A 21,925-nucleotide genomic window follows, 5' to 3' on the forward strand; every position below is an offset into this window, starting at 1 on the left:
AAACCCGAACCGAAAGAGAAATCGGAATGAAAACAAAACCTAGCGATTTCAGGGATTTAAGTGGTGCCCAGAGCCGGAATCGAACCAGCGACACGCGGATTTTCAATCCGCTGCTCTACCAACTGAGCTATCTGGGCACCGTTTGGTGCGCGGGTGATACCCAAGGGCGGGGGGGCTGTCCAGAGGGAAAACGCCCCTAGTGCGGCTTCGGCGGGGTGTCGTCGGGGGTGACGTCTTCGGGCTCGTCCTCGCCATCGGCGGGGACGCGATAGCCCTCGGTCAGCCAGCGGCCAAGGTCGACGTCGGCGCAGCGGCGCGAGCAGAACGGGCGGTAGTCGCGGGCGGCGGGCTTGCCGCAGATCGGGCAGCTCATCGCAGCAGGTCCGAGAGCGGCAGGCGGTCGCGCTTGCGGGTCAGCTCGTAGAGACCAAGCGTGGTCCAGCCGGCAAGGTTGGTCTCGCCCTCGGCCTTGAAGGCGGACTTCATCACCTGGTCGAGGATGTGGCGATCCCGCTTCGGCATCGGCGCGAAATCCACCACCACCTGCCCCCCCAATCCCCGCAGCCGCAACTGGCGCGGCAGGTCGCGGGCGGCGGCGACGTTGGCCTTCAGGGCGGCGGCGGGCGAGGTGTCCGGGCCGGTGTTCACATCGACCGCAACCAGCGCGCGCGTTGGTTCGAGCATCATGTGCCCGCCCCCCTCCAGCCCCACGCGAGGCGTGCGCAGGGTCTCCAGCGCCTCGGTCACGCCCTGGCGTTCGAAGCTGTCCGGCTCGGTGTCGGCTTCGTCCACCGCAGGGTCGAGCCAGTCGCGGAAGGCGAGGTCATGGGCGGAGGCGCCGTCGACCAGCAATTCCGGCGGGCCGCTGAGGTCGGCCAGCACCGCCTCGGCGAGGCCGCGCATTGCAGCGATGTCCTCGGCGATGGCCTGGTCCTCAGCCTCGAGGCAACCAGAGCGCAGGATCAGGCCCAGCCGGTCGTCGGCGCCCGCCATCCCGGCCTCTGCCATCGCCGACAGGTCCGCCCGGCGCTCCTCGTCCTTGATCTTGCGCGAGATGTTCAGGCCGGGGGCATCCGGCGTGACGATGGCGAAGCGCGACTTGAAGAGAAGGCGGGTGCTGACGGGGATGGCCTTGCCGGGCTCGGCCGGGCCGGTCACCTGCACCAGCAGGCGCTGGCCGGGGGCGACGCCGGAAATCTGCCGCAGGAAGCCCGACCCGCCGGGAAGCTTGACGAAGATGCCGCCCTGCCCCTTCACCGGCCGGTCGGCCACGGCGCGGTAGATCGCGCCGGGGATCGCCACGTCGCCTTCGGGGTCGATGGCCAGTTCCTCCAGCCGCCCGTCCAGCATCAGCGCGGCGGCCTGGCGGCCGTCGATCTCGTCCAGAACCAGAACGCGGCCCTTCATTCCTGCCTCCAGACCGGGTAGCCGATTGCGGTGAGAAGCGCAGCCGTCTCGGCGACCGGCAGGCCCATGATGCCGGTGAAGGACCCGGAAATCCACGGGATGAAGGCCCCCGCCAGCCCCTGTATTCCATAGCCGCCCGCCTTGCCCTGCCAGTCGCCGCTGGCGAGATAGGCGTTCAGCTCGGCGTCGGACAGCCGCTTCATCTTCACCGTGCTGAGGCTTTCCCGCACGAGAACCCGGTCGCCCCGCCGCACGGCGATGGCGGTGATCACCTGATGCCGCCGCCCGCCGAGCGCGGTCAGGAACGCCGCCGCCTCACCCGCATCAGCGGGCTTGCCGAGGATGCGGCGGCCAAGCGCGACGGTCGTGTCGGCGCAGAGGACCACATCCTCCGGCCCCGCCGGGACGGCGCGGACCTTCTCCCCGGCCAGCCGCAGGCAATAGGGGCGAGGAAGCTCTCCCTTCCGGGGGTCCTCGTCGATGTCGGGAGGCAGGATCAGGTCGGGCACGATCCCCAGCTGCGCCAGCAATTCCTTGCGGCGCGGGCTGCCCGATCCCAGGATGAACCGCAACTTACTTGAAGCGATAGTTGATGCGGCCCTTCGACAGGTCGTAGGGGGTCATCTCGACCTGCACCTTGTCGCCGGCCAGAACCCGGATGCGGTTCTTGCGCATCTTGCCTGCCATCGTCGCGATCAACTCATGGCCGTTCTCGAGTTCGACCCTGAATGTCGCGTTCGGCAGGAGTTCCTTCACGACACCGGGGAATTCGAGAATGTCTTCCTTGGCCATGCTTTCTCCATTGCAGATGGACCTGCGGTTGGCCGCAGGCGTCCGCGGGCGATATGAACCCGAAAGGGGCGGTTTACAAGCAGATTCTGGATTGCATCAGGGGCGAAGGCGGAAGCGCTGGATCTTGCCGGTCTGCGTCTTCGGCAGCGCATCGGTAAAGATCACCCGGCGGGGATATTTGTAGGGGGCGATGGTGCGCTTGACGTGGTCCTGCAGGATCTTGACCAAGAGCCCGTCCGGCGTATGCCCCGGCGCCAGCACGACATGCGCCTCGACCACCTGGCCGCGCTCCTCGTCCGGGCTGCCGATCACCGCGCATTCCAGTACGGCGGGGTGCGACAGCAGCGCCGCCTCCACCTCCGGCCCCGCGATGTTGTAGCCCGCCGAGATGATCATGTCGTCCGAGCGGGCGGCAAAGTGGAAGCGGCCCTCCTCGTCCTGCCAGAAGCTGTCGCCGGTCAGGTTCCAGCCGCCCCTGACATAGTTCTTCTGCCGCTTGTCCGAGAGATAGCGGCAGCCGGTCGGTCCGCGCACTGCCAGCCGACCGGTTTCCCCGCGGGGAAGGTCCTGCATGTCCTCGCCGACGATCTTCGCCTCATAGCCCCTGACGGGCCGCCCGGTGCAGGCGGGGCGGTGGTCATCGAAGCGGTTGGTGATGAAGATATGCAGCATCTCGGTCGAGCCGATCCCGTCCAGCATTGGCTTGCCGGTCTTGGCCATCCAGTCCTCGTAGACCGGGCCGGGCAGGGTTTCCCCCGCACTGACCGCTGCGCGCAGCGAGGACAGGTCCGCGCCTTCGGCCATCGCCTTCAGCATCACCCGGTAGGCGGTGGGCGCCGTGAAGCAGACCGTCGCGCGGTGCTTCTGGATGATCTCGATCATGTTCGGCGGGCTTGCCTGTTCCAGCAGCGCCGCCGCCGCCCCGAAACGCAGCGGGAACACCGCAAGGCCCCCCAGACCGAAGGTGAAGGCCAGCGGCGGCGAGCCGATGAACACGTCCTCGGGCGTGACGCCCAGCACTTCCTTGGCATAGCCGTCGGCGATGATCATCAGGTCGCGGTGGAAATGCATCGTGGCCTTCGGCTCGCCCGTGGTGCCAGAGGTGAAGCCCAACAAGGCCACGTCGTCCCGGCCCGTCTGCACCGCCTGGAACTTCACCGATTTCGACAGCGCCACCCGGTCCAGCTCGGCATCATGGTTGGCCGTCCCGTCGAAGCCCACCACCGTCCGCAGGTGTTTCGAGACCTTGGCGCAGGCGACCAGCTCCTCCATCAGGCGGGTATCGCACAGCGCATGGCTGATCTCGGCCTTGTCGACGATCTGGCCCAGCTCCCCCGCCCGCAGCATCGGCATGGTATTGACCACCACTGCCCCCGCCTTGGTCGCCGCCAGCCAGCAGGCCACCATCGCCGGGTTGTTCGCCGACCGGATCAGCACCCGGTTCCCCGGCTTGACCCCGTAATCCTCGACCAGCGCATGCGCGATGCGGTTCGACCAGTCGGTCAACTCCTTGTAGGTGCGGCTGCGTCCGTTGCCGATCAGCGCGGTGTTGTCGCCGAAGCCCTTGGCCACCATCGCATCGGTCAGTTCGACCCCGGCATTCAGCCAGTCGGGATAGTCGAAGCCCTGAAGCCTGATCTCCGGCCAGTCCTCCGACGCGGGCAGGCGGTCACGGGTGAAGCTGTCGCTATGTCCTGTCGGTCCAAGCATGTCCCGGGTCCTCCCAAACCCTGCGTCCGCGTCCCTATTTGCCGGGAATGACGGCGGTCGCCTCGATTTCCACTTTCGCCCGGTCCTCGACCAGCGCCACCACCTGCACCAGCGCCATCGCTGGATAGGTCCGCCCGATGACCGCCTTGTAGACCGCACCCAGCTCTTTCAGGCTGCCCAGGTATTCGCGCTTGTCGGTGACATACCAGGTCAGCCGCACCAGATGCTCCGGCCCGGCCCCCGCCTCGGCCAGGATCTCGACGATCGACCGCAGCGCCTGCTCGACCTGGCCCACGAAGTCGTCCGTCTCGAATTCCTGATCCGCGTTCCAGCCGATGATCCCGCCGGTGAAGACCATCCGGCCCTCCGCCGCGATGCCGTTGGCGTAGCCCCGCGCCGCTTTCCAGTGCTTCGGGTGAAGGACCTCATGCATCCTGCGTCTCCTTGTAGCTCACCAGCGCCGCCCGCATCTCCGCCGGCCAGGGTGCCGCCTTCATCCCGTCGATCCAGGCCAGCGTCATGCCCACCCGCAGCCGCAGGCCATCCGGCCCCTGCCCCTCGACCCACAGCTTCACCGACGAGCCCCCGACCCGCTCCACCTTCAGCGTAAAGCGCACCTTCTCGCCCAGGCGCGAGGGGCGCTGGAACACCGCCTCGATCGCCACGGTGGGCACACCGTTCCTGCCGCCGTCGTTGTGCATCGCGGCGAAGGACCGCCCGACCACATCGGCGAAGAAGTTCTCGATGACCGAGTTCACCATCTCGAAATAGCGCGGATAGAAGACGATCCCCGCCGGGTCGCAATGGTTGAACTCGATCTGGATCAGGCGCTCGTACATCTCAGTCGTTGGCCTCGGGCGGCAGGAAATCCACGTCATGCCGGGCCGAAGCCTCGACGATGGCCGGGATGTCGGTCATGTCATGCAGCGTCTCGAACAAAGCCTCCAGCCTGCCCGCGGGCGAAACCCAAAACAGCGCGCGCGCCGGCTTGTCGGACTTGTTGAAATAGCCATGCGGTACGCCCTTCGGCATCCGCACCAGGTCGCCCGCCTTCGCCACCGACCAGACCCCGTCCAGCTTCAGGTGCAACTCGCCCTCCTGCACCAGGATGAATTCGTCCTGATGCGGGTGGACATGGACCGGCACGAACTGCCCCGGCTCGCTGTTCGTCTCGAAGCTGAAGGTGGCGTCGCAGGAGGCCTTGGGGAAATACCGCTGCCCCAGGATGTTCAGCATCCGCCCGTGATAGGCCGCGCCGTTGCGGGTGATCCCGCCTTTCAAGTCTGCCATCTGTCCCTCCCTTGGTTATCCCAGCAGGCTCCGCGCGATGACGATGCGCTGCACGTCACTTGCCCCCTCGTAGATCCGCAGCGCGCGGATTTCGCGGTAGAGGCTTTCGACCGCAAAGCCCTGCCGCACCCCGTCGCCACCATGCAGCTGGACCGCCATGTCGATCACACGGCTCGCCGCTTCGGTGGAGAAAAGCTTCGCCATCGCGGCCTCGCGGCTGACCCGCGCCGCGCCCATGTCCTTCACCCACGCCGCCCGGTAGACCAGCAAGGCCGAGGCGTCGATCTCCAGCGCCATGTCGGCCAGATGGCCCTGCACCAGCTGCAACTCCGACAGCGCCTGCCCCTGGATGCGCCGCGATTGCGTCCGCTGCAGCGCTTCGTCCAGCGCACGCCGCGCGAAGCCCAAGGCCGCCGCCCCGACGGTCGAGCGGAACACGTCCAGCACCGACATGGCGATCTTGAACCCCTCGCCCGGCTTGCCGATCAGCGCCTCATCCGGCAGTTCCACATCGGTCAGCCGCAGATGCGCCAGCGGATGCGGCGCCATCACCTCGATCCGGCTGACCACCTCCAGCCCCGTGGCCGACGCAGGCAGCAGGAAGGCCGACAGCCCTTTCGCCCCCGACGCCTCCCCCGTCCGGGCGAAGATCACATAGACATCCGCGATCCCGCCGTTCGAGATATAGGTCTTCTCGCCGGACAGCCGCCAGCCGCCCGGCACCCGCTCGGCCACGGTTGCCGTCGCCGCGACGTCCGAGCCCGACCCCGGCTCGGTCAGCGCAAAGCCGGAAATCGCCCGGCCTTCGCGGGTCTTCCCCAGCCACTCCCGCTGCGCCGGTGTGCCGAACAGGCTGACCGCCCCCATCCCCAGCCCCTGCATCGCAAAGGCGAAATCCGCCAACCCGTCATGCCGCGCCAGCGTCTCGCGGATCAGGCTCAGCGAGCGCACGTCCAGCCGCTCCCCCTCCCCCGCACCGGAGAGCTTCAGCCACCCGCCAGTCCCCAGCGCCGCGACCAGCCCCTTGCAAGCCGAGTCCACATCGCCATGCGACACCGGCAGATGCGCCGCGCACCACGCCTCCAGCGCCGCCGCCAGCTCACGGTGGCGGGGCTCGAAGAACGGCCAGTCAAGGAAACTCGTGTCGCTCATTTCATCTTTGTCCAAATATCCCGGGGGTCCGGGGGCAGGCCCCCGGTCCACCCTCAATCCCCCTGAAACACCGGCTTCTCCTTCGCCACAAAGGCCCGGTAGGCCCGCTCGAAGTCCTTCGTCTGCATGCAGATCGCCTGCGCCTGAGCCTCGGCCTCGATCGCCTGCTCCAGCCCCATGTTCCATTCCTGGTTCAACTGCGTCTTGGTGATCCCATGCGCAAAGACCGGCCCGGAAACCAACCGCCGGGCCAGGGCCATCGCCTCCGCCTCCAGCACCTCGGCCCCGTGCAGCGCGTTCCAGAAACCCCAGCGTTCGCCCTCCTCGGCGCCCATCACCCGGCCCGTATACAGAAGCTCCGCCGCCCGCCCCTGCCCAATGATCCGCGGCAGCATTGCGCAGGCCCCCATGTCGCAGCCTGCGAGGCCCACCCGGGTGAACAGAAACGCGCATTTCGCCGCGGGCGTCGCCAGCCGCAGGTCCGAGGCCATCGCGATGATCGCCCCCGCCCCCACCGCCACACCGTCCACCGCTGCGATGATCGGTTTGCCACAGGAAATCATCGCCTTGACCAGATCGCCGGTCATCCGGGTGAAGGCCAGCAACTCCTTCATCGGCAGACCGATCAGCGGGCCGATGATATCATGCACATCGCCCCCCGAGCAGAAGTTCCCGCCATTGGACGCAAAAACCACCACGTCCACATCCGTCGCATAGACCAGCGCGCGGAAGGTATCGCGCAACTCGGCATAGCTGTCGAAGGTCAGCGGGTTCTTGCGGTCGGGCCGGTTCAGCCGGACCACGGCGATGCGGTCCTTCACCTCCCACAGGAAATGCTGCGGCTTCAGCCCTGCCATCCTGGTTCCCGCCTGAAAGCTCATCGTCCCATCCTCTTCAGGATCGTGGTCAACTGGTCGAGGTCATCCTCGCTCAGGCCTGCGAACAGCCGCGCGACCTCGGCCTCATGCCCCTCGGCCATCGTCTCGAAAGCCGCCGTCCCCTCTGCCGTCAGTGCGACATGCACCGTCCGGCGATCCACCTCGGAGGGGGTGCGCCGCACCAGCCCCTCGCCTTCCAGCCGGTCGACCACCGCCGTCGCATTGCCGTTCGACACCAGCAGCATCCGGGAAAGTTCGCTCATCGTCACACCCTCGCGCCGACGATACAGCGCCGCCATCACGTCGAAGCGCGGCAGCGTGGTGTCGTGCTTCACCCGCAGATATTCGCGCAGCCCGTTTTCCGCCCCCCGGGTCACGCCCAGAAGCCGGATCCACATCTTCAACCGCCGCTTCGACCCCTCGCTCACACCTCGCCCCCCGAGATCGTCAGGCAGGCCCCGTTCACCCCCGATGCCGCCTCCGACGCCAGATACAGCGCCGCCGCCGTCACTTCCGAGGGCTGGTAAAGCCGCCCCTGCGGGCTGAGCCCCTCCAGCGCCGCCCGCGCCTCGGCCAGGCTTTTCCCGGTCTTCTCCGCAATCACCTGCACCGAATGCTCGGTCATCGGCGTGTCGAGGAACCCCGGACAGATCGCGTTCACCGTGATCCCCTTCCGCGCCACCTCCAGCGCCAGCGACCGCACCAACCCGATGACCCCATGCTTCGCCGCCGCATAGGGCGCGACCTTGGCATAGCCCTTCAGCCCCGCGGTCGAGGCCACCGCGATCAGCCGCCCCTCGCCCCGGAACTGGCCGAGTGCCTCGCGGAAGGTCAGGAACACGCCCGTCAGGTTCACCGCAAGCATCGCGTTCCACTGCGCCAGCGTCGTCTTCGCCATCACCGCGCTGTCCGCCGCCCCCGCATTGGCGATGACGATGTCGCAAGGCCCGGCCTCCCGGAACATCGCCGCGACCGAGCCCTCGTCGGTCACATCCCCCTGCACCCAGCGCGCGCCCAGCGGTTCTGCCACCGCCTTCAACGCCTCCGCCCGACGACCAGAGATTACCACCTCCGCCCCCGCTTCGGCAAAGCCGCGCGCAAGGTCGGCTCCGGCACCGGAACCGCCCCCCGTGATCAGCACGCGCTTGCCCTGCAGTGTCATACCCGGATCACCTCCTGTGCCCGCGCCTGCAGCCGTAGCGCCTGGTCGCGGCCATTCAGGTAGGGGTTCGGCCAGAAGACGCTCTCGTCCCCCGCCTTCACCGCTGCATGCAGCGTCCAATAGGGGTCGGCCAGATGCGGCCGGGCCAGCGCCACCAGATCGGCGCGCCCTGCCAGCAGGATGCCGTTCACCTGGTCCGCCTCGGTGATGTTGCCGACCGCCATCGTCGCCAGCCCCGCCTCGTTGCGGATGCGGTCGCTGAACGGGGTCTGGAACATCCGGCCATAGACCGGCCTGGCATCGGTCGAGGTCTGCCCGGCGCTGACGTCGATGATGTCGGCGCCTGCCGCCGAGAAAGCCTTGGCAATCTCCACCGCCTCTTCCGGCGTCACGCCTTCGTCGCCCACCCAGTCATTCGCCGAGATGCGGACCGACATCGGCTTGTCCTCCGGCCAGGCTGCCCGCATCGCCCGGAACACCTCCAAGGGCCAGCGCAGGCGGTTCTCCAGGCTACCACCATACTCATCGGTGCGGATGTTCGATTTCGGGCTGATGAAGGACGAAATCAGATAGCCATGCGCCGCGTGAAGTTCGATCATGTCAAATCCGACCCGCTCGGCCATCCGGGTCGAGGCGACGAACTGGTCGCCCACCGTATCCATGTCCGTCCGTGTCATCGCCTTGGGCACGGCGTTGCCCTTGCTCCACGGCACCGCACTGGCGCTCATCACCGGCCAGTTGCCCTCCGCCAAAGGAGCATCGCCGTCCTCCCAGCCCAGCTGCGTGCTGCCCTTCCGCCCGGAATGCCCGATCTGGCAGCACAGCTTCGCCTTCGTCTCGGCATGAACGAAATCGGCCAGCCGCTTCCACGCCACCTCATGCTCCGGCGCATAGAGCCCCGGACAGCCCGGCGTGATCCGGCCCTCGGGCGAGACACAGGTCATCTCCACATAGACCAGCCCCGCGCCGCCCTTCGCCCGTTCGGCGTAATGCGAGAAATGCCAGTCGGTCGGGCAGCCATCCACCGCCTTGTATTGCGCCATCGGCGAGACGACGACCCGGTTCTCCAACCGCATGCCGCGCAGCTGGAACGGCGCGAACATCGGTTGCCGCCCCGCCTGCCCCCCGGCCTGGCGCTGGAACCAGTCCTCGGCGGTCTGCAACCACTCCGGGTCGCGCAGGCGCAGGTTCTCGTGACTGATCCGCTGGCTGCGGGTCAAGAGCGAATAGGCGAACTGCATCGGCGCCATGTCGAGGTAGCGTTCCACCCGCTCGAACCATTCCAGGCTGTTGCGCGCCGCCGATTGCAGCCGCAAGACCTCGACCCGCCGCTCCTCCTGATAGCGCTGGAAGGCGGCTTCCATCGTCGGTTCCGAATGCAGGTAATCCGCCAGCGCGATGGCGCTGTCGAAGGCCAGCCGCGACCCCGAGCCGATGGAGTAATGCCCTGTCGCCGCCGCATCGCCCATCAGCACGACATTGCCATTATACCAGCGCTCGCACAGCACGCGTGGGAACTGCATCCAGACCGCCGAGCCGCGCAGATGGTTGGCGTTCGAAATCAGGTCGTGCCCGCCCAGATGCTTCGCGAAGATGCGCTGGCAGGTGGCGACGGTCTCCTCCTTCGACATGTCGGCAAAGCCCGCCCGGTCCCAGGTCTCGGGCATACAGTCGACGATGAAGGTCGCGGTATCGGCGTCGAACTGGTAGACATGCGCCCAGAACCAGCCCCACTCGGTCTCCTCGAAGATGAAGGTGAAGGCGTCGTCGAACTTCTGATGCGTGCCCAGCCAGATGAACTTGACCAGCCGCTGGTCGATGTCCGGCTTGAAGACGTCGGCATATTCGCGGCGGACCAGCGAGTTGATCCCGTCCGTTGCCACCACCACGTCATAGTCGCGGCGGTAGTCCTCGGCCGACTTGAACTCGGTCTGGAACTGCAGGTCCACCCCCAGCTGGCGCGCCCGTTCCTGCAGAAGAAGCAGCATCTTCATCCGCCCGATCCCGGCGAACCCGTGCCCGCCCGAAACCTGACGCTCACCCCGGTGCACCACGGCGATGTCGTCCCAATAGGCGAAATTGGCCTTGATCGCGTCATAGCTTTGCGGGTCGTTCTTCTTCATCCGCGCCATCGCGTCGTCCGACAACACGACCCCCCAGCCGAACGTGTCGTCCGCCTTGTTCCGCTCCATCACCGTGACCTGGTGCGACGGGTCGCGCAGCTTCATTGAAATCGCGAAATAGAGGCCCGCCGGACCACCTCCAAGGCAAAGAACCTTCACCTGACCCTCCCCGAGTCCCTGACTGACCAAAGCCTGCCATCCCGGGAAAATAATTTCAAGCTTGAAATTTCCAGCTTGAAATTTTGGCGTGGTGATGCAGGATGCAAGGCATGGATCTGATCATCGAACCGCAGGGCGCCTGGACCCGGCTGGTGCTGAACCGGCCGCAGGCGAAGAACGCGCTGAACACCGCGCTTCTGGCGCAGCTGGCCGGGGTGCTGACCGAACTCGCGGGGGATCCCGCCTGCCGCGCGGTGCTTCTCACCGGAGCCGAGGGCAACTTCGCCGCCGGGGCCGACATCGCAGAGATCGAGGGCAAGACTGCCGCCGAAGGGGCCACCGACCCCCGCAAGGCGCATTGGGCCCGCATCCGCGCCTTCCCGAAGCCGCTGGTCGCCGCCGTCGACGGTCTCGCCCTGGGCGGCGGGTTCGAGCTGGCGCTGATGGCCGACTGTCTGGTGCTGGGGGCCACCGCGAAGGTCGGCCTGCCCGAGACGAACCTCGGCCTGATCCCCGGCGCGGGCGGGGCACAACGGCTTCTCTCGCTGGTGGGCCGGGCACGGGCGACGCGGCTGGTCCTGACCGGGGAGATCCTGCCCGCCGCCACCGCCCATGACTGGGGCATCGCGGGCTGGCTCTCGGACGGCGCGGCGGAGGATGTGGCCCGCCCGCTGGTCGAAAAGCTGGCCGGGCGCGCGCCCCTCGCCCTGCAAGCCGCCAAGGCCGCCCTTGTCGCCGGGGCCGAAGGCGCGCTGGCGCTGGATCAGGAACGCGCCGCATTCGAGGCCCTGCTCGACACCGCCGACAAGACCGAAGGCATCCGCGCCTTCCGCGAAAAGCGCAAACCGGGGTTCACCGGCCGATGACCGACCGTCCCACCATCGGCGTTGTCGGCCTTGGCACGATGGGCCTCGGCATCGCGCAGGTCTATGCCCAAGCGGGCTTCCCCGTCATCGCCACCGACGCCCATCAACCCGCCCGCGACAGCGCCCGCGACCGGCTGACACAGACTCTGCACTCCCGCGTCACCGCCGGGAAGCTGACCGAAGCCGACCGCGACGCCACCCTCGCCCGCCTTTCCGTCGCTCCCGACCTGACCGCGCTGGCCCCCTGCCACCTCATCATCGAGGCCATCGTCGAGAAGCTGGCGGCCAAGCAGGCCCTCTTCGCCGCGCTGGAGCCATTGATCGCCCCCGATGCGATCCTTGCCACCAACACCTCCTCGCTGCCGATCCACGGCATCGCGGCAGGCCTGAAACACCCTGACCGCACCCTTGCGCTCCATTTCTTCAACCCGCCTCCGGCAATGAAACTGGTGGAACTCGCCCCCCATGCGGGCACTACCCCTGCCACCATCACCCGCGCACAACACTGGACCGAGGCCGCAGGCAAGACCGTCATCCTCTGCCCCGACCGCCCCGGCTTCATCGTCAACCGCTGTGCCCGCCCCTACTACGGCGAGGCGCTGGCCCTCCTCTCCGAAGGCCGCAGCGCCGGCGAGATCGACGCCGCAATGACCGCGGCAGGCTACAAGCTTGGCCCCTTCGCCCTGATCGACCTGATCGGCGCCGACATCAACTTCGCCGCGACCGAGGGGATGTATGCCGCGATGGGGAGCCACCCCCGCTACCTGCCCTTCCCCGCGCTGAAGGCCCAGGTCGCCAGCGGCAACCTTGGCCGCAAGACCGGCAAGGGTTTCGTCTTCCCCGACACCCCCGCCAGCCCGCCCGCCGATGCCGACGTCATCGCCCTTCGCATCGAGGCGACCCTCGTCAACGAGGCCCACTGGCTCCTCGCCGAAGGCGGCACCACGCCTGAAGGCATCGACACCGCCCTGCGCCTCGGCCTCAACTTCCCACGCGGCCCGTTCGAGGCGCTTGCCCGGCATGGCCGCCAAGCCGTCCTCTCAGAACTCGCCCGCCTCCGCGCCATTTCGCCCGAGCCGCTGAAACCCCGCTACGACCCCGCACCCATGCTGGAGGCGAAATGACCGAAGTCTTCCTCTGCGCCCACCGCCGCACCCCCATCGGCCGCTACGCCGGTGCGCTCTCCCCGATCCGCGCCGACGACCTTGCCACCCGCGTCATCGACGGACTTCTCGACCTGCACGACCTCCCCGTCGACGAGGTTATCTTCGGCTGCGCCAACCAGGCGGGCGAGGACAACCGCAACGTCGCCCGCATGGCCACGCTCCTCTCCCGCCTCGGCCCCAAAGTCCCCGCCCTGACGGTCAACCGCCTCTGCGCCTCGGGCCTCGACGCCGTCATCACCGCCGCCCGAACCATCCGCGACGGCGCTGCCGAGGTGATCATCGCAGGCGGCGTCGAAAGCATGTCCCGCGCGCCCTTCGTCATGCCGAAGTCCGAAACCGCCTTCGCCCGCGCCCCGGAGATCTTCGACACCACGATCGGCTGGCGCTTCGTCCACCCCCGGATGGCACAGCTCTGGGGCACCGAGGCGATGCCCGAAACCGCCGAAAACCTCGCCGCCGACCATGCCATCAGCCGCGAGGATCAGGACCGCTACGCCCTCCTCTCGCAATCCCGCTACGACGCCACCTGGCACGCACCGGACATCCTGCCCGTCACCATCCCCGGCCGGAAGGGCGACACCGTGGTCAGCACCGACGAACACCCCCGCCCGACCAGCCTCGAAAAACTCGCCGCCCTCACCGCCCCGTTCCGTAAGCCCGGCACGGTGACCGCAGGCAACGCATCGGGCGTGAACGACGGGGCGGCGGCCGTGATCCTCGCCAGCGCCGCAGCGGTCCGCCAGCACCACCTCACCCCCCTTGCCCGGATCGGGGCGGCTGCCTCGGGGGGGGTAGAGCCGCGCGTGATGGGCATCGGCCCGGTCGAAGCCGCCCGCCGCCTGACCGCCCGCACCGGTCGCGCAGCGCAAGACCACGAGGTGATCGAGCTGAACGAGGCCTTCGCCGCCCAGGTCCTCGCCTGCACCCGCGCCTGGGGCATGGCCGACGACGACCCGCGCCTCAACGCCCACGGCGGCGCCATCGCGATGGGCCACCCGCTTGGCATGTCCGGCGCCCGCCTTGCCGGAACCGCCGCCCGCCGCCTGGCCGAAACCGGCGGCAAATCCGCCCTCGTCACGCTTTGCGTCGGCGTCGGCCAGGGCGTCGCGCTGGAGCTTCTGCCCGCCTGACCTTGCGCCCCACCAGCCCCTTTGGCTAGCTTGCCCGGAAACCGGAGGCCGCCATGTCCCACACCCTTTCCGCCCGAGGCATCAGCCTGACCTTCGCCCCGCAGGGCGGCGTCCTGCACCAGTTCGAAGTCACCGACGAGGGCGCGACCATCGCCCCCCTGCACCGCGCCCCCTGGTCGCCCGAGGAGGTTCCCGCCGACGCACCCCCGCACCAGCGCTGGCTGGCGGGAGACTTCCTCGCCGTCCCCTTCGGCCCCTCCCCAGACGGGTTGCACGGCCTGACGGCGAACGGTGACTGGCGCGTCACACCCTCCGCCCCCGGCACCCTCCGCGCCGTGCTGGAAGGTGCCGTGCAGGGCGCGACCGTGGTCAAGGAACTGTCGCTCGCTGACGACCACCCCTTCGTCTACCAGCGCCACCTCTTCATCGGCGGCACCGGCGCACTTCCCGCCGCCAACCATGCGATGATCTCGGTCCCGAACGGCGCCAAGCTGTCGTTTTCCCGCAAGCGCTGGTGGGAGAGCCTGCCCGAACCGCCCGAGACAACCCGAGGCCGGTCCTGCCTCGCCTACCCCCGCCGCGCCGAGGACGCCGCCGAATTCCCCGCCGCCGACGGCACCACCGTCAACCTGCACCGCTATCCCTGGGGCGCGGCGCATGAGGATTTCGTCGCCGGGATCGAGGACCCCGCTTCCCGCCTCGGCTGGACCGCCGTCGTCCGCCCCGCCGAGGGCGACCTCATCCTCACCCTGCGCAACGCCCGCGCCCTGCCGATGACGATGCTCTGGCACTCGAACGGCGGGCGCGACTATGCCCCCTGGAACAGCCGCCACACCGGCTGTCTCGGGATCGAGGAAGGCGCAGCACTCCCGGTCCTCGGCCTCTCCTCGCAAGAGACCCCCGATCCCCTGACCGCCGCCGGACAACCGGCGCTCCTGACGCTCGCCCCCCTCGGCACGGTCGAGATGCGCCATATCCTTGGCGCGATCCGCTGGCCCACCGGCCAGTCCGTCGCCGGGGTGATGCTGGAGGGCGACGAGCTGACCGTCACCGGCGACTGGGGCGCGGAACGCAAGCTGCCGCTGCGTGCCGCCTGGCTTGGGCTTGGTGCTGACCCGGTCGCAGCGAAGAAACCGCTCGACTGGGACCTCTGACTACGCGTCAAACCCCGGCTTCTGCGCCCAGGCCCAGGCATCGCCGATCATCTGCCGCAGGGTCGAATGCCTCGGCTCCCAGCCCAGTTCCTCGATCGCATGGGTCGAGGAGGACACCAGCGCCGCCGCATCCCCGGCCCGCCGTCCGCCGATCACCACCGGCACCTCGCGGTTGGTGACCGCCCGGCTCGCCTCGATCACCTCGCGCACCGAAAAGCCCCGCCCGGTGCCCAGGCAGAAGACGCCATTGCCCTTGCCGTCCAGCAATCGACGCAGCCCCAACACATGCGCATCGGCCAGGTCGGTGACATGGACATAATCCCGGACGCAGGTCCCGTCCCTTGTCGGATAGTCGGTCCCGAACACCGTCAGCGCCGGACGCTTGCCCGCCACCGCATCCAGCATCAGCGGGATCAGATGCGTCTCGGGCACATGCTGCTCGCCCGTCTCGCCCTCAGGGTCCGCGCCCGCAACGTTGAAATATCGAAAGATCACATGGGAGATTCCGGCCGATTTGCCGAAATCCTGCAGCATTTGTTCAATCGCCAGTTTCGACCCGCCATAGGCATTGATCGGCCGCTGCGGCGTTTCCTCGGTCAGAAGCACCCCGTCCTGGTCGCCATAGGTCGCGCAGGTCGAGGAGAAGACGAAGTTCCGCACCTCCGCCGCCGCGCAGGCCTCCAGAAGATTCAGCGCGCCGCCCACGTTCACCCGCCAATAGCGCCCCGGGTCCTGCATCGACTCGCCCACCAGCGACAAAGCCGCGAAATGCATCACCGCCACCGGGCGATGTTCCGCCAGCGCCGCGTCGATGGCGGCCCGATCCATCAGGTCGCCCCGGACCAGCGGCCCCCATTGCACCGCGCCCTTCCAGCCGGTCGAGAGGTTGTCGAAGACCACCGGCTGAAATCCGGCCCGCGCCAGGGCCTTGCAGGCATGTGATCCGATATAGCCCGCCCCGCCCGTCACCAGCACTTTATCTGCCATAGGCCCAGCCTTCTTCACAGGAACAGGATGTCGTCGGCCAGAAGGTTTGCGTCAAAAATCCCGGCAATGTCCAGCGAGTTCCCGCCGCCGAGGTCAATGTGCAGGCCCGTCGATGTCACGACCGCCGCAGACAGGATGCTCGCCACCGCCGGCGGGGGTCCCTCCCACAGATGCAGGTCGAGGATGATCTTGTCCTGCCGGTCGCGAAAATCGGTCACCAGATCGGCCCCGCCGCTGAAGACGAAACTGTCGACGCCAAGCCCGCCGGTCAGCACGTCGCTCCCGGCACCGCCGTCCAGCCGGTCATTGCCGTCGCCGCCGGTCAGCACGTCGTCTCCCGCGCCGCCATCCAGCCGGTCGTTGCCGCTGCCACCATCCAGCAGGTCATCCCCCTCGCCGCCGACCAGCGTGTCCGCCCCAAGCCCGCCCGCCAGCGTGTCGTTCCCCGCCCGCCCGTCAAGCTGGTCCGACCCTCCGCCACCGATCAGCAGGTTCGCCTGCCCGTCCCCCAGAAGCGTATCGTTGCCGGTGCCCCCCAGCAGGCCCTCGATCCCGACGAACTGGTCCCCCAGCGCCTCGCCGGTCGAGAGGCCAGGCTGCGCCAGGTCGACGCGCAGCGCCCGCGCTTCCGCGTAGGAGGCAAGGTCAAGTCCTTCGCCGCCGTCCAGCCGGTCCGCCCCCGCCCCGCCGGAAAGGGTGTCGTCCCCCGCGCCGCCCAGCAGGCTGTCATTTCCTGCCCGCCCGAAAGCTGGTCGTTGCCGTCAAGACCCAGGATCAGGTTCGCCGCCGAGGTGCCCGACAGCGTGTCGGCATAGGCCGAACCCTCCAGGTCCTCGATGGCAACCAGCACATCGCCCTTGGCATCGCCGGTGTTCTGCGACGCGGTGGTCATGTCCACCTTCAGCCCCTGGGTCGCATCGGCATAGGACACGAGGTCCCGTCCAAGCCCGCCGTCCAGCCGGTCTGCCCCGGCGCCGCCCATCAGGGTGTCGTCGCCCTCTCCGCCGAACAGCAGGTCATTGCCCGCCCGGCCCGCAAGCCAGTCCGCCCCGCCCTCGCCGCGAAACTTGTTGGCGAGCCCGTCGCCCGCGATCCGGTCACCCAACCCGGTCCCGATCACCTCCTCGATGCCGATCAGCACGTCGCCAGCGGCCGCGCCCGCGTTCTGCCCCGACTGCGCAAGATCAAGGACCAGGGCCTCCAGCCAGCCGGCGAAGCTTGTTGTGTCGAAGCCCGCGCCGCCGTCGATCAGGTCGGCCCCTGCGCCCGCCAGGATCAGGTCATTGCCGTCGCCGCCCAGAAGCAGATCGTCGCCTGCCCCGCCGTCCAGCAGGTCGTTGCCCGCGCCGCCCTCAAGCCGGTCGGCCCCCTCGCCGCCCCACAGCGTATCCGCCCCGTCGCCGCCCGAAAGCGTGTCGTCGCCGCTGCGCCCGTCCAGCTGGTCCGCGCCTCCGCCGCCGATCAGCAGGTTCGCCTGCGCATCCCCCAGAAGCGTGTCGTTGCCGGTCCCGCCGATGAGCCCCTCGATCCCGTCGAACTGGTCCCCCAGCGCCTCGCCGGTCGAGAGGCCCGGTTGCGCCAGGTCGACCCGCAGCGCCCGCGACTCGGCATAGGACGCCAGGTCCAGCCCCGCGCCCCCGGTCAACCGGTCCGCGCCCGCGCCGCCCGAAAGCGTGTCGTCGCCATCCCCACCCGTCAGACTGTCATTTCCCGCTCGCCCGAAAAGCTGGTCGTTGCCGCCAAGCCCCAGGATCAGGTTCGCCGCCGCATCGCCGCCCAGCGTGTCGGCATGGGCCGATCCCTCAAGTCCCTCGAGCCCGACATAGATGTCGCCCTTCGCATCGCCTGTGTTCTGCGACGGCGTCGCCAACTCGGCCCGCAGACCGGCCGCCGCATCGGCGTAGGAGGCGAGGTCCAGCCCCAGGCCACCCTCCAGCCGGTCCAGGCCCGCGCCCCCCATCAGAGTGTCGTCGCCGTCCCCGCCGTAGAGGCAGTCATTGCCCGCCCCGCCCGAAAGCCAGTCCGCCCCGCCTCGGCCGGTCAGCGTGTCGTTGCCCGCCCCGCCCCAGGCGCGATCCGTCAGGTCGGTGCCCGCAAAACTGTCGGCCAGTGTCCCCAGCACGAAGCCCTCGATCAAGATGAACTGGTCCCCCGCCGCCTCGCCCGTGGCCAGGGTGGCGGCCGTCAGGTCGATCCTGATCGCCGTCGTCGCCCCCTCATAGCTGGCGATGTCGAAGCCGTTGCCGCCGTCCAGCCGATCAGCCCCCTCGCCACCCGCCAGGGTGTCGTCACCCTCGCCGCCATAGAGGCTGTCGTTGTCCTGCCGTCCCTCGATCCGGTCGTTGCCGTCCAGCCCGTAGATCGCATTCGCCTGGGCGTCGCCGCCCAGCGTGTCGGCGCGGGCCGTCCCTTCCAGGTCCTCGATGCCGACATAGCTGTCGCCTGCCGCGTCGCCGGTGTTGCGCGCCGCAAGCGAGAGGTCGGCCACCAGCCCGCTGGCCGCATCGCGATAGCTGGCCCGGTCCCGCCCGATGCCGCCGTCCAGCACATCGGCCCCCGTGCCCCCGGACAGCGTATCGTTGCCATTGCCGCCAAAAAGGCTGTCCGCCCCGCCCGCCCCGTACAGCTTGTCGTTGCCGTCCCGCCCTTCGATCCGGTTGTCTGCCGCATTGCCGGTCAGCTGGTCGGAAAACCCCGAGCCGATGATCCCCTCGATCGAGACATAGCTTTGCCCGGCGGCGATGTTGGTGCCCTGGCCGGGAGAGTCCAGATTGACGCGCACCCCCGCGGTGGCCCCCGACAGGACGATGCAGTCGAACCCGGCCCCGCCCAGGATCGTGTCTGCCCCGGCCGAGACGATGAACATCTCGTCAGTCTCGGTCCCGGTCAGAAGGTCCGGCTGGTTCGTCCCGAAGATCGTGTTCGGCAGGTCCGGCGGGGCGGGAAGCGCGTGCCAGAGCCCGGTGAAATCCTCCGCGCGAAAGCCGCCCGGCAAAAGTGGCAATCCATTCGGCGTGACCAGTTCCAGCACCTCGTCGCCCCAGGAGATCAGCGCGCCGGTCGCGGTCGCCGTGATCTCCAGCGCGCCGAGCGAATGGATCGGACCCCAGGCCGACAGGTCGATCCGGTCGATCCCCAGCTGGAAGTCGGCGATCCGGTCGTAGCTGCCATCCGCCGACAGCACGAACAGATCGTCATCCGCGCCCCCGAACAGAATATCGCGGCCCGCGCCGTCGCCCAGGATGTCGGCCCCCGCACCGCCCTGCACCAGCTCGTCCCCGTCGCCGCCCAGGATCATGTCGGCCCCGGTGGTTCCGCACAGAAGGGCCGCGTCGGGCCCGCCCTGCTGGATCGGCGTCAGCGTGCCGGGGTCGATCTGCAACCGGGTGATCCCGGTGCCCTCGCCGGTGACGAACAGCTCGATCCTCCCGCCGGTCACATGCGCGGTCATCGCGGTGATGTTGTCCAGGGCAAGCCCCGGCACCTGCAGCATCTGCCCGCAGGCCAGCAGCCGTCCCTCGGGCGTCAGCACCATCACCGTCAACCCGTCGTCACCGCCGCCCGCGATCACGAAGACCCGGTCGCCGATCTGCGCCGTCGCCAGCGCCTGCACGCCCTGGAACCTTGTGTCCAGCGTGTCGATCACATGGTCGGCCACCTGCATCGACCCGTCGGCCGCAAGCGCGATCACGCTGACCGAGGACGACCCCGCCGAGGCGACCAGCAGATAGGTCGCCCCCGCCATCTCGACCACCTTCACCGCCGAAGGGTCGGCGATCCCCAGCCCCTGCGGCGCGCCGATCATCTGCGGCGGTCCCAGCGTGCCATTCGCCGCCACCGGAAAAGCGCGCACCACGTCCGCCTCCAGCGACAGGCTGACCAGAAAGCGGCTTCCGCCCACCGTCACCGGGGTCAGCGCGGCGATGTCGACCCCGGTATGCGGCCCGTCCAGCACCCGCGACCCGACCAGGGTCATGCTGCCGTTGGCTGCGACGGCATAGGTGTGGATCGTGCTTTCCCCCGCCCGGGCCGCGTAGAAATAGGTCGCCCCGTCGACCTGCACCACGCTTTGCGCCGCCAGCGCGCCGGACAGGCTGCCCGGCAACTGCACCGAGGCCCCAAGCGCCCCGTCATTCGCCAGCGCATAGGCCTGCACTCCGGCCAGGTTTGCCCCGGTGACAATCAGATGCGGCGTGCCGTTGATCACCACCCGTTCGATCTCGGCTTCGGCAGGCAGGGCCAGCCCCGGCGCGATCAGCTCCTGGTCGACCAGCGCCATCGCCCCGTCGACCTCCAGCGCCAGCACCCCGCCCCCGGCCCGCGTCGCGGTGTAGAGCATGGTCTTGCCATCGCGCTCCACCAGTTCAAGATCGGAAATACCCGACACCATGTTCAACGGCGCCGCCGTGAACGTCTCCACCACCTGAAAGCTGATCACTTCCGGCCCCAGTCACACCCGTTTACCCAAAGCCAAGAGTGGCAAAGCCGCTGGGGGGGCTCAGGCCGCAATCAGGGCGCAATCGCGGCGAATGACCGCGATTTTCCGCAAAGCCTAGGGAAACCGGTGGACCGGCCTCAGCGCCCGACGCCGACGTAAGCCGTGAAGCCCGCCTCGCGCACTTCGGCCGGGTCATAGACGTTGCGCAGGTCGGCCATCTGCGGCACCGCCATCTTCCGCGCCAGCTTGGCCAGATCGAGGCCGCGGAACTCGTTCCACTCGGTCAGAAGCACCACCAGATCGGCATCGTTCGCCGCCTGATAGGGATTCTCGATCCACTTCACCCCCGGCAGCAGCGCCTCGCCCTCATGCCGGCCCTGCGGGTCGCTGATCCGCACCCGCGCCCCCGCGCCCACCAGCGCCGGAATGATCGTCAGCGACGGAGCCTCGCGCATGTCGTCGGTGTTCGGCTTGAAGGTCACGCCCAGCACGGCGATGGTCTTGTCGCGCAGGGACCCGCCGCAGAGGTCGACGACCTTGTCGATCATCCGGCGCTTCACCTCGTCATTGACCTTGATCACCGTCTCGACGATCTGCATCGGCACCGCATGGTCCTGCCCTATCCGCGCCAAAGCCTTGGTATCCTTTGGGAAACAGCTGCCGCCATAACCGGGTCCCGCATGCAGGAACTTGTCGCCGATGCGCCCGTCCATGCCGATGCCGCGCGCGACCGTCTTCACGTCGGCCCCCACCTTCTCGCACAGGGCGGCGATCTCGTTGATGAAGGTGATCTTGGTCGCAAGGAAGGCGTTGGCTGCGTACTTGATCATCTCGGCGCTTTCCAGCCCGGTGTAGACCATCGGGAATTCGCGCAGGCTCAGGGGGCGGTACAGCTCGGCCATCACCTTGCGCGCCCGCGCCGTCTCCACCCCCACCACCACCCGGTCGGGATGCATGAAGTCGTCGATCGCCGCCCCTTCGCGCAGGAACTCCGGGTTCGAGGCGACATCGAATTCCGCCGCCGGGTTGGCGGCGCGCAAAGCCTCGGCCACCTTGCGGTTGGTGCCCAGCGGGACCGTCGACTTGGTCACGATGACGGCATAGCCGGTCAGCGCCCGCCCGATCTCAGCCGCCGCCGCCATCACATAGCTCAGGTCCGCGTGACCGTCGCCGCGCCGGGTGGGGGTGCCGACCGCGATGAACACCGCCTCGGCACCGGCCACCGCGGCGACCAGATCGGTCGTGAAGGACAGGCGCCCCGCCGTGGCATTCTTGGCGATCAGCGCCTCCAGTCCCGGCTCGAAGATCGGCACCTCGCCGCGCGTCAGCCGCTCGATCTTGGCGGCATCCTTGTCGACACAGACCACGTCATGCCCGAAGTCGGAAAAGCACGCCCCCGAGACCAGCCCGACATATCCCGTTCCGATCATCGCTATGCGCATCGTGCCGCCTTCCCGTGAAGCCGAAGGCATGTCTATGCAGGGCATGGCGGGCTGTCAAACCTTGCCCTG

At 68.6% G+C, this 21,925-nt stretch carries 20 protein-coding genes, 1 tRNA gene and 2 pseudogenes; 4 read left to right on the plus strand and 19 right to left on the minus strand.

The genetic code is table 11. The annotated features are described in order from the left end of the window. Window positions 1-61 precede the first annotated feature (61 nt). From ACE3P6_RS12520 to ACE3P6_RS12585, 14 genes are all read right to left on the minus strand, one after another. Window positions 62-137, minus strand: a tRNA-Phe gene (locus ACE3P6_RS12520). A gap of 59 nt (window positions 138-196) precedes the next feature. Beyond that, complete coding sequence (locus ACE3P6_RS12525) at window positions 197-373, minus strand: DNA gyrase inhibitor YacG (protein ID WP_374395478.1); 177 nt, start codon at window positions 371-373, stop codon at window positions 197-199. Next, window positions 370-1,407 (minus strand): ribonuclease E/G, encoded by a 1,038-nt coding sequence (locus ACE3P6_RS12530; RefSeq protein WP_374395480.1) that lies wholly within the window; start codon window positions 1,405-1,407, stop codon window positions 370-372. The genes ACE3P6_RS12525 and ACE3P6_RS12530 overlap by 4 nt, the downstream gene beginning before the upstream one ends. Then, window positions 1,404-1,979: a nucleoside triphosphate pyrophosphatase gene (locus ACE3P6_RS12535; RefSeq protein WP_374395482.1), complete on the minus strand. Its 576-nt coding sequence runs from the start codon at window positions 1,977-1,979 to the stop codon at window positions 1,404-1,406. The genes ACE3P6_RS12530 and ACE3P6_RS12535 overlap by 4 nt, the downstream gene beginning before the upstream one ends. 1 nt (window position 1,980) lies before the next feature. Beyond that, window positions 1,981-2,199 carry a translation initiation factor IF-1 gene (infA, locus tag ACE3P6_RS12540; RefSeq protein WP_135450909.1) on the minus strand — a complete coding sequence of 73 codons (219 nt, stop codon included), beginning with the start codon at window positions 2,197-2,199 and terminating at the stop codon, window positions 1,981-1,983. A 96-nt stretch (window positions 2,200-2,295) separates the two neighbouring features. Further along, window positions 2,296-3,909 carry an AMP-binding protein gene (locus tag ACE3P6_RS12545; protein ID WP_374395483.1) on the minus strand — a complete coding sequence of 538 codons (1,614 nt, stop codon included), beginning with the start codon at window positions 3,907-3,909 and terminating at the stop codon, window positions 2,296-2,298. 34 nt (window positions 3,910-3,943) lie between these two features. Then, window positions 3,944-4,342 (minus strand): RidA family protein, encoded by a 399-nt coding sequence (locus tag ACE3P6_RS12550; protein ID WP_374395486.1) that lies wholly within the window; start codon window positions 4,340-4,342, stop codon window positions 3,944-3,946. Then, window positions 4,335-4,748 carry an acyl-CoA thioesterase gene (locus ACE3P6_RS12555; RefSeq protein ID WP_374395489.1) on the minus strand — a complete coding sequence of 138 codons (414 nt, stop codon included), beginning with the start codon at window positions 4,746-4,748 and terminating at the stop codon, window positions 4,335-4,337. The genes ACE3P6_RS12550 and ACE3P6_RS12555 overlap by 8 nt, the downstream gene beginning before the upstream one ends. Window position 4,749: 1 nt before the next feature. After that, a complete protein-coding gene (locus ACE3P6_RS12560) occupies window positions 4,750-5,199 on the minus strand; it encodes a cupin domain-containing protein (protein WP_374395492.1) in 450 nt (149 codons plus the stop codon). Window positions 5,200-5,214: 15 nt separating this feature from the next. Further along, window positions 5,215-6,351, minus strand: a complete 1,137-nt coding sequence (locus ACE3P6_RS12565; RefSeq protein ID WP_374395494.1) for an acyl-CoA dehydrogenase family protein — start codon at window positions 6,349-6,351, stop codon at window positions 5,215-5,217. Between the two features lie 53 nt (window positions 6,352-6,404). Continuing rightward, on the minus strand, window positions 6,405-7,232 hold the full coding sequence (locus ACE3P6_RS12570; RefSeq protein ID WP_374395495.1) for an enoyl-CoA hydratase family protein: 828 nt from the start codon (window positions 7,230-7,232) through the stop codon (window positions 6,405-6,407). Further along, window positions 7,229-7,657, minus strand: coding sequence for a MarR family winged helix-turn-helix transcriptional regulator (locus tag ACE3P6_RS12575; RefSeq protein WP_374395498.1), 429 nt, complete (start codon window positions 7,655-7,657; stop codon window positions 7,229-7,231). Before ACE3P6_RS12575 ends, ACE3P6_RS12570 begins: the two co-directional genes overlap by 4 nt. Next, window positions 7,654-8,391, minus strand: coding sequence for an SDR family NAD(P)-dependent oxidoreductase (locus ACE3P6_RS12580; RefSeq protein WP_374395501.1), 738 nt, complete (start codon window positions 8,389-8,391; stop codon window positions 7,654-7,656). The genes ACE3P6_RS12575 and ACE3P6_RS12580 overlap by 4 nt, the downstream gene beginning before the upstream one ends. Beyond that, window positions 8,388-10,673, minus strand: a complete 2,286-nt coding sequence (locus tag ACE3P6_RS12585) for a bifunctional salicylyl-CoA 5-hydroxylase/oxidoreductase (protein WP_374395504.1) — start codon at window positions 10,671-10,673, stop codon at window positions 8,388-8,390. Before ACE3P6_RS12585 ends, ACE3P6_RS12580 begins: the two co-directional genes overlap by 4 nt. Window positions 10,674-10,783: 110 nt before the next feature. Here ACE3P6_RS12585 and ACE3P6_RS12590 point away from each other — a divergent pair, with 110 nt between their 5' ends. From ACE3P6_RS12590 to ACE3P6_RS12605, 4 genes are read left to right on the plus strand one after another with little or no spacing between them, the layout of a single operon-like run. After that, window positions 10,784-11,539: an enoyl-CoA hydratase-related protein gene (locus tag ACE3P6_RS12590; RefSeq protein ID WP_374395506.1), complete on the plus strand. Its 756-nt coding sequence runs from the start codon at window positions 10,784-10,786 to the stop codon at window positions 11,537-11,539. Next, on the plus strand, window positions 11,536-12,663 hold the full coding sequence (locus tag ACE3P6_RS12595; protein ID WP_374395509.1) for a 3-hydroxyacyl-CoA dehydrogenase NAD-binding domain-containing protein: 1,128 nt from the start codon (window positions 11,536-11,538) through the stop codon (window positions 12,661-12,663). Before ACE3P6_RS12590 ends, ACE3P6_RS12595 begins: the two co-directional genes overlap by 4 nt. Continuing rightward, window positions 12,660-13,835 (plus strand): acetyl-CoA C-acyltransferase, encoded by a 1,176-nt coding sequence (locus ACE3P6_RS12600; RefSeq protein WP_374395512.1) that lies wholly within the window; start codon window positions 12,660-12,662, stop codon window positions 13,833-13,835. The genes ACE3P6_RS12595 and ACE3P6_RS12600 overlap by 4 nt, the downstream gene beginning before the upstream one ends. A gap of 53 nt (window positions 13,836-13,888) precedes the next feature. Further along, window positions 13,889-14,989: a hypothetical protein gene (locus tag ACE3P6_RS12605; protein WP_374395515.1), complete on the plus strand. Its 1,101-nt coding sequence runs from the start codon at window positions 13,889-13,891 to the stop codon at window positions 14,987-14,989. Here ACE3P6_RS12605 and galE read toward each other — a convergent pair whose 3' ends face one another. The 5 genes and pseudogenes from galE to ACE3P6_RS12630 form a co-directional block, all read right to left on the minus strand. Then, the gene (gene galE / locus ACE3P6_RS12610; protein WP_374395517.1) at window positions 14,990-15,976 is read right to left on the minus strand and encodes a UDP-glucose 4-epimerase GalE; all 987 of its coding nucleotides are present in this window, start codon (window positions 15,974-15,976) and stop codon (window positions 14,990-14,992) included. Window positions 15,977-15,990: 14 nt separating this feature from the next. Then, window positions 15,991-16,305 carry a hypothetical protein gene (locus ACE3P6_RS12615; protein WP_374395519.1) on the minus strand — a complete coding sequence of 105 codons (315 nt, stop codon included), beginning with the start codon at window positions 16,303-16,305 and terminating at the stop codon, window positions 15,991-15,993. A 6-nt stretch (window positions 16,306-16,311) separates the two neighbouring features. After that, a pseudogene (locus ACE3P6_RS12620) lies at window positions 16,312-16,698 on the minus strand (calcium-binding protein); the annotation flags it as partial. Between the two features lie 23 nt (window positions 16,699-16,721). Continuing rightward, window positions 16,722-20,366: pseudogene (locus ACE3P6_RS12625) on the minus strand (hypothetical protein); the annotation flags it as partial. Between the two features lie 185 nt (window positions 20,367-20,551). Beyond that, window positions 20,552-21,856, minus strand: a complete 1,305-nt coding sequence (locus ACE3P6_RS12630) for a UDP-glucose/GDP-mannose dehydrogenase family protein (protein WP_374395522.1) — start codon at window positions 21,854-21,856, stop codon at window positions 20,552-20,554. Between the last annotated feature and the right edge of the window lie 69 nt (window positions 21,857-21,925).

Source organism: Tabrizicola sp. (assembly GCF_041911175.1).
Lineage (GTDB): Bacteria > Pseudomonadota > Alphaproteobacteria > Rhodobacterales > Rhodobacteraceae > Tabrizicola.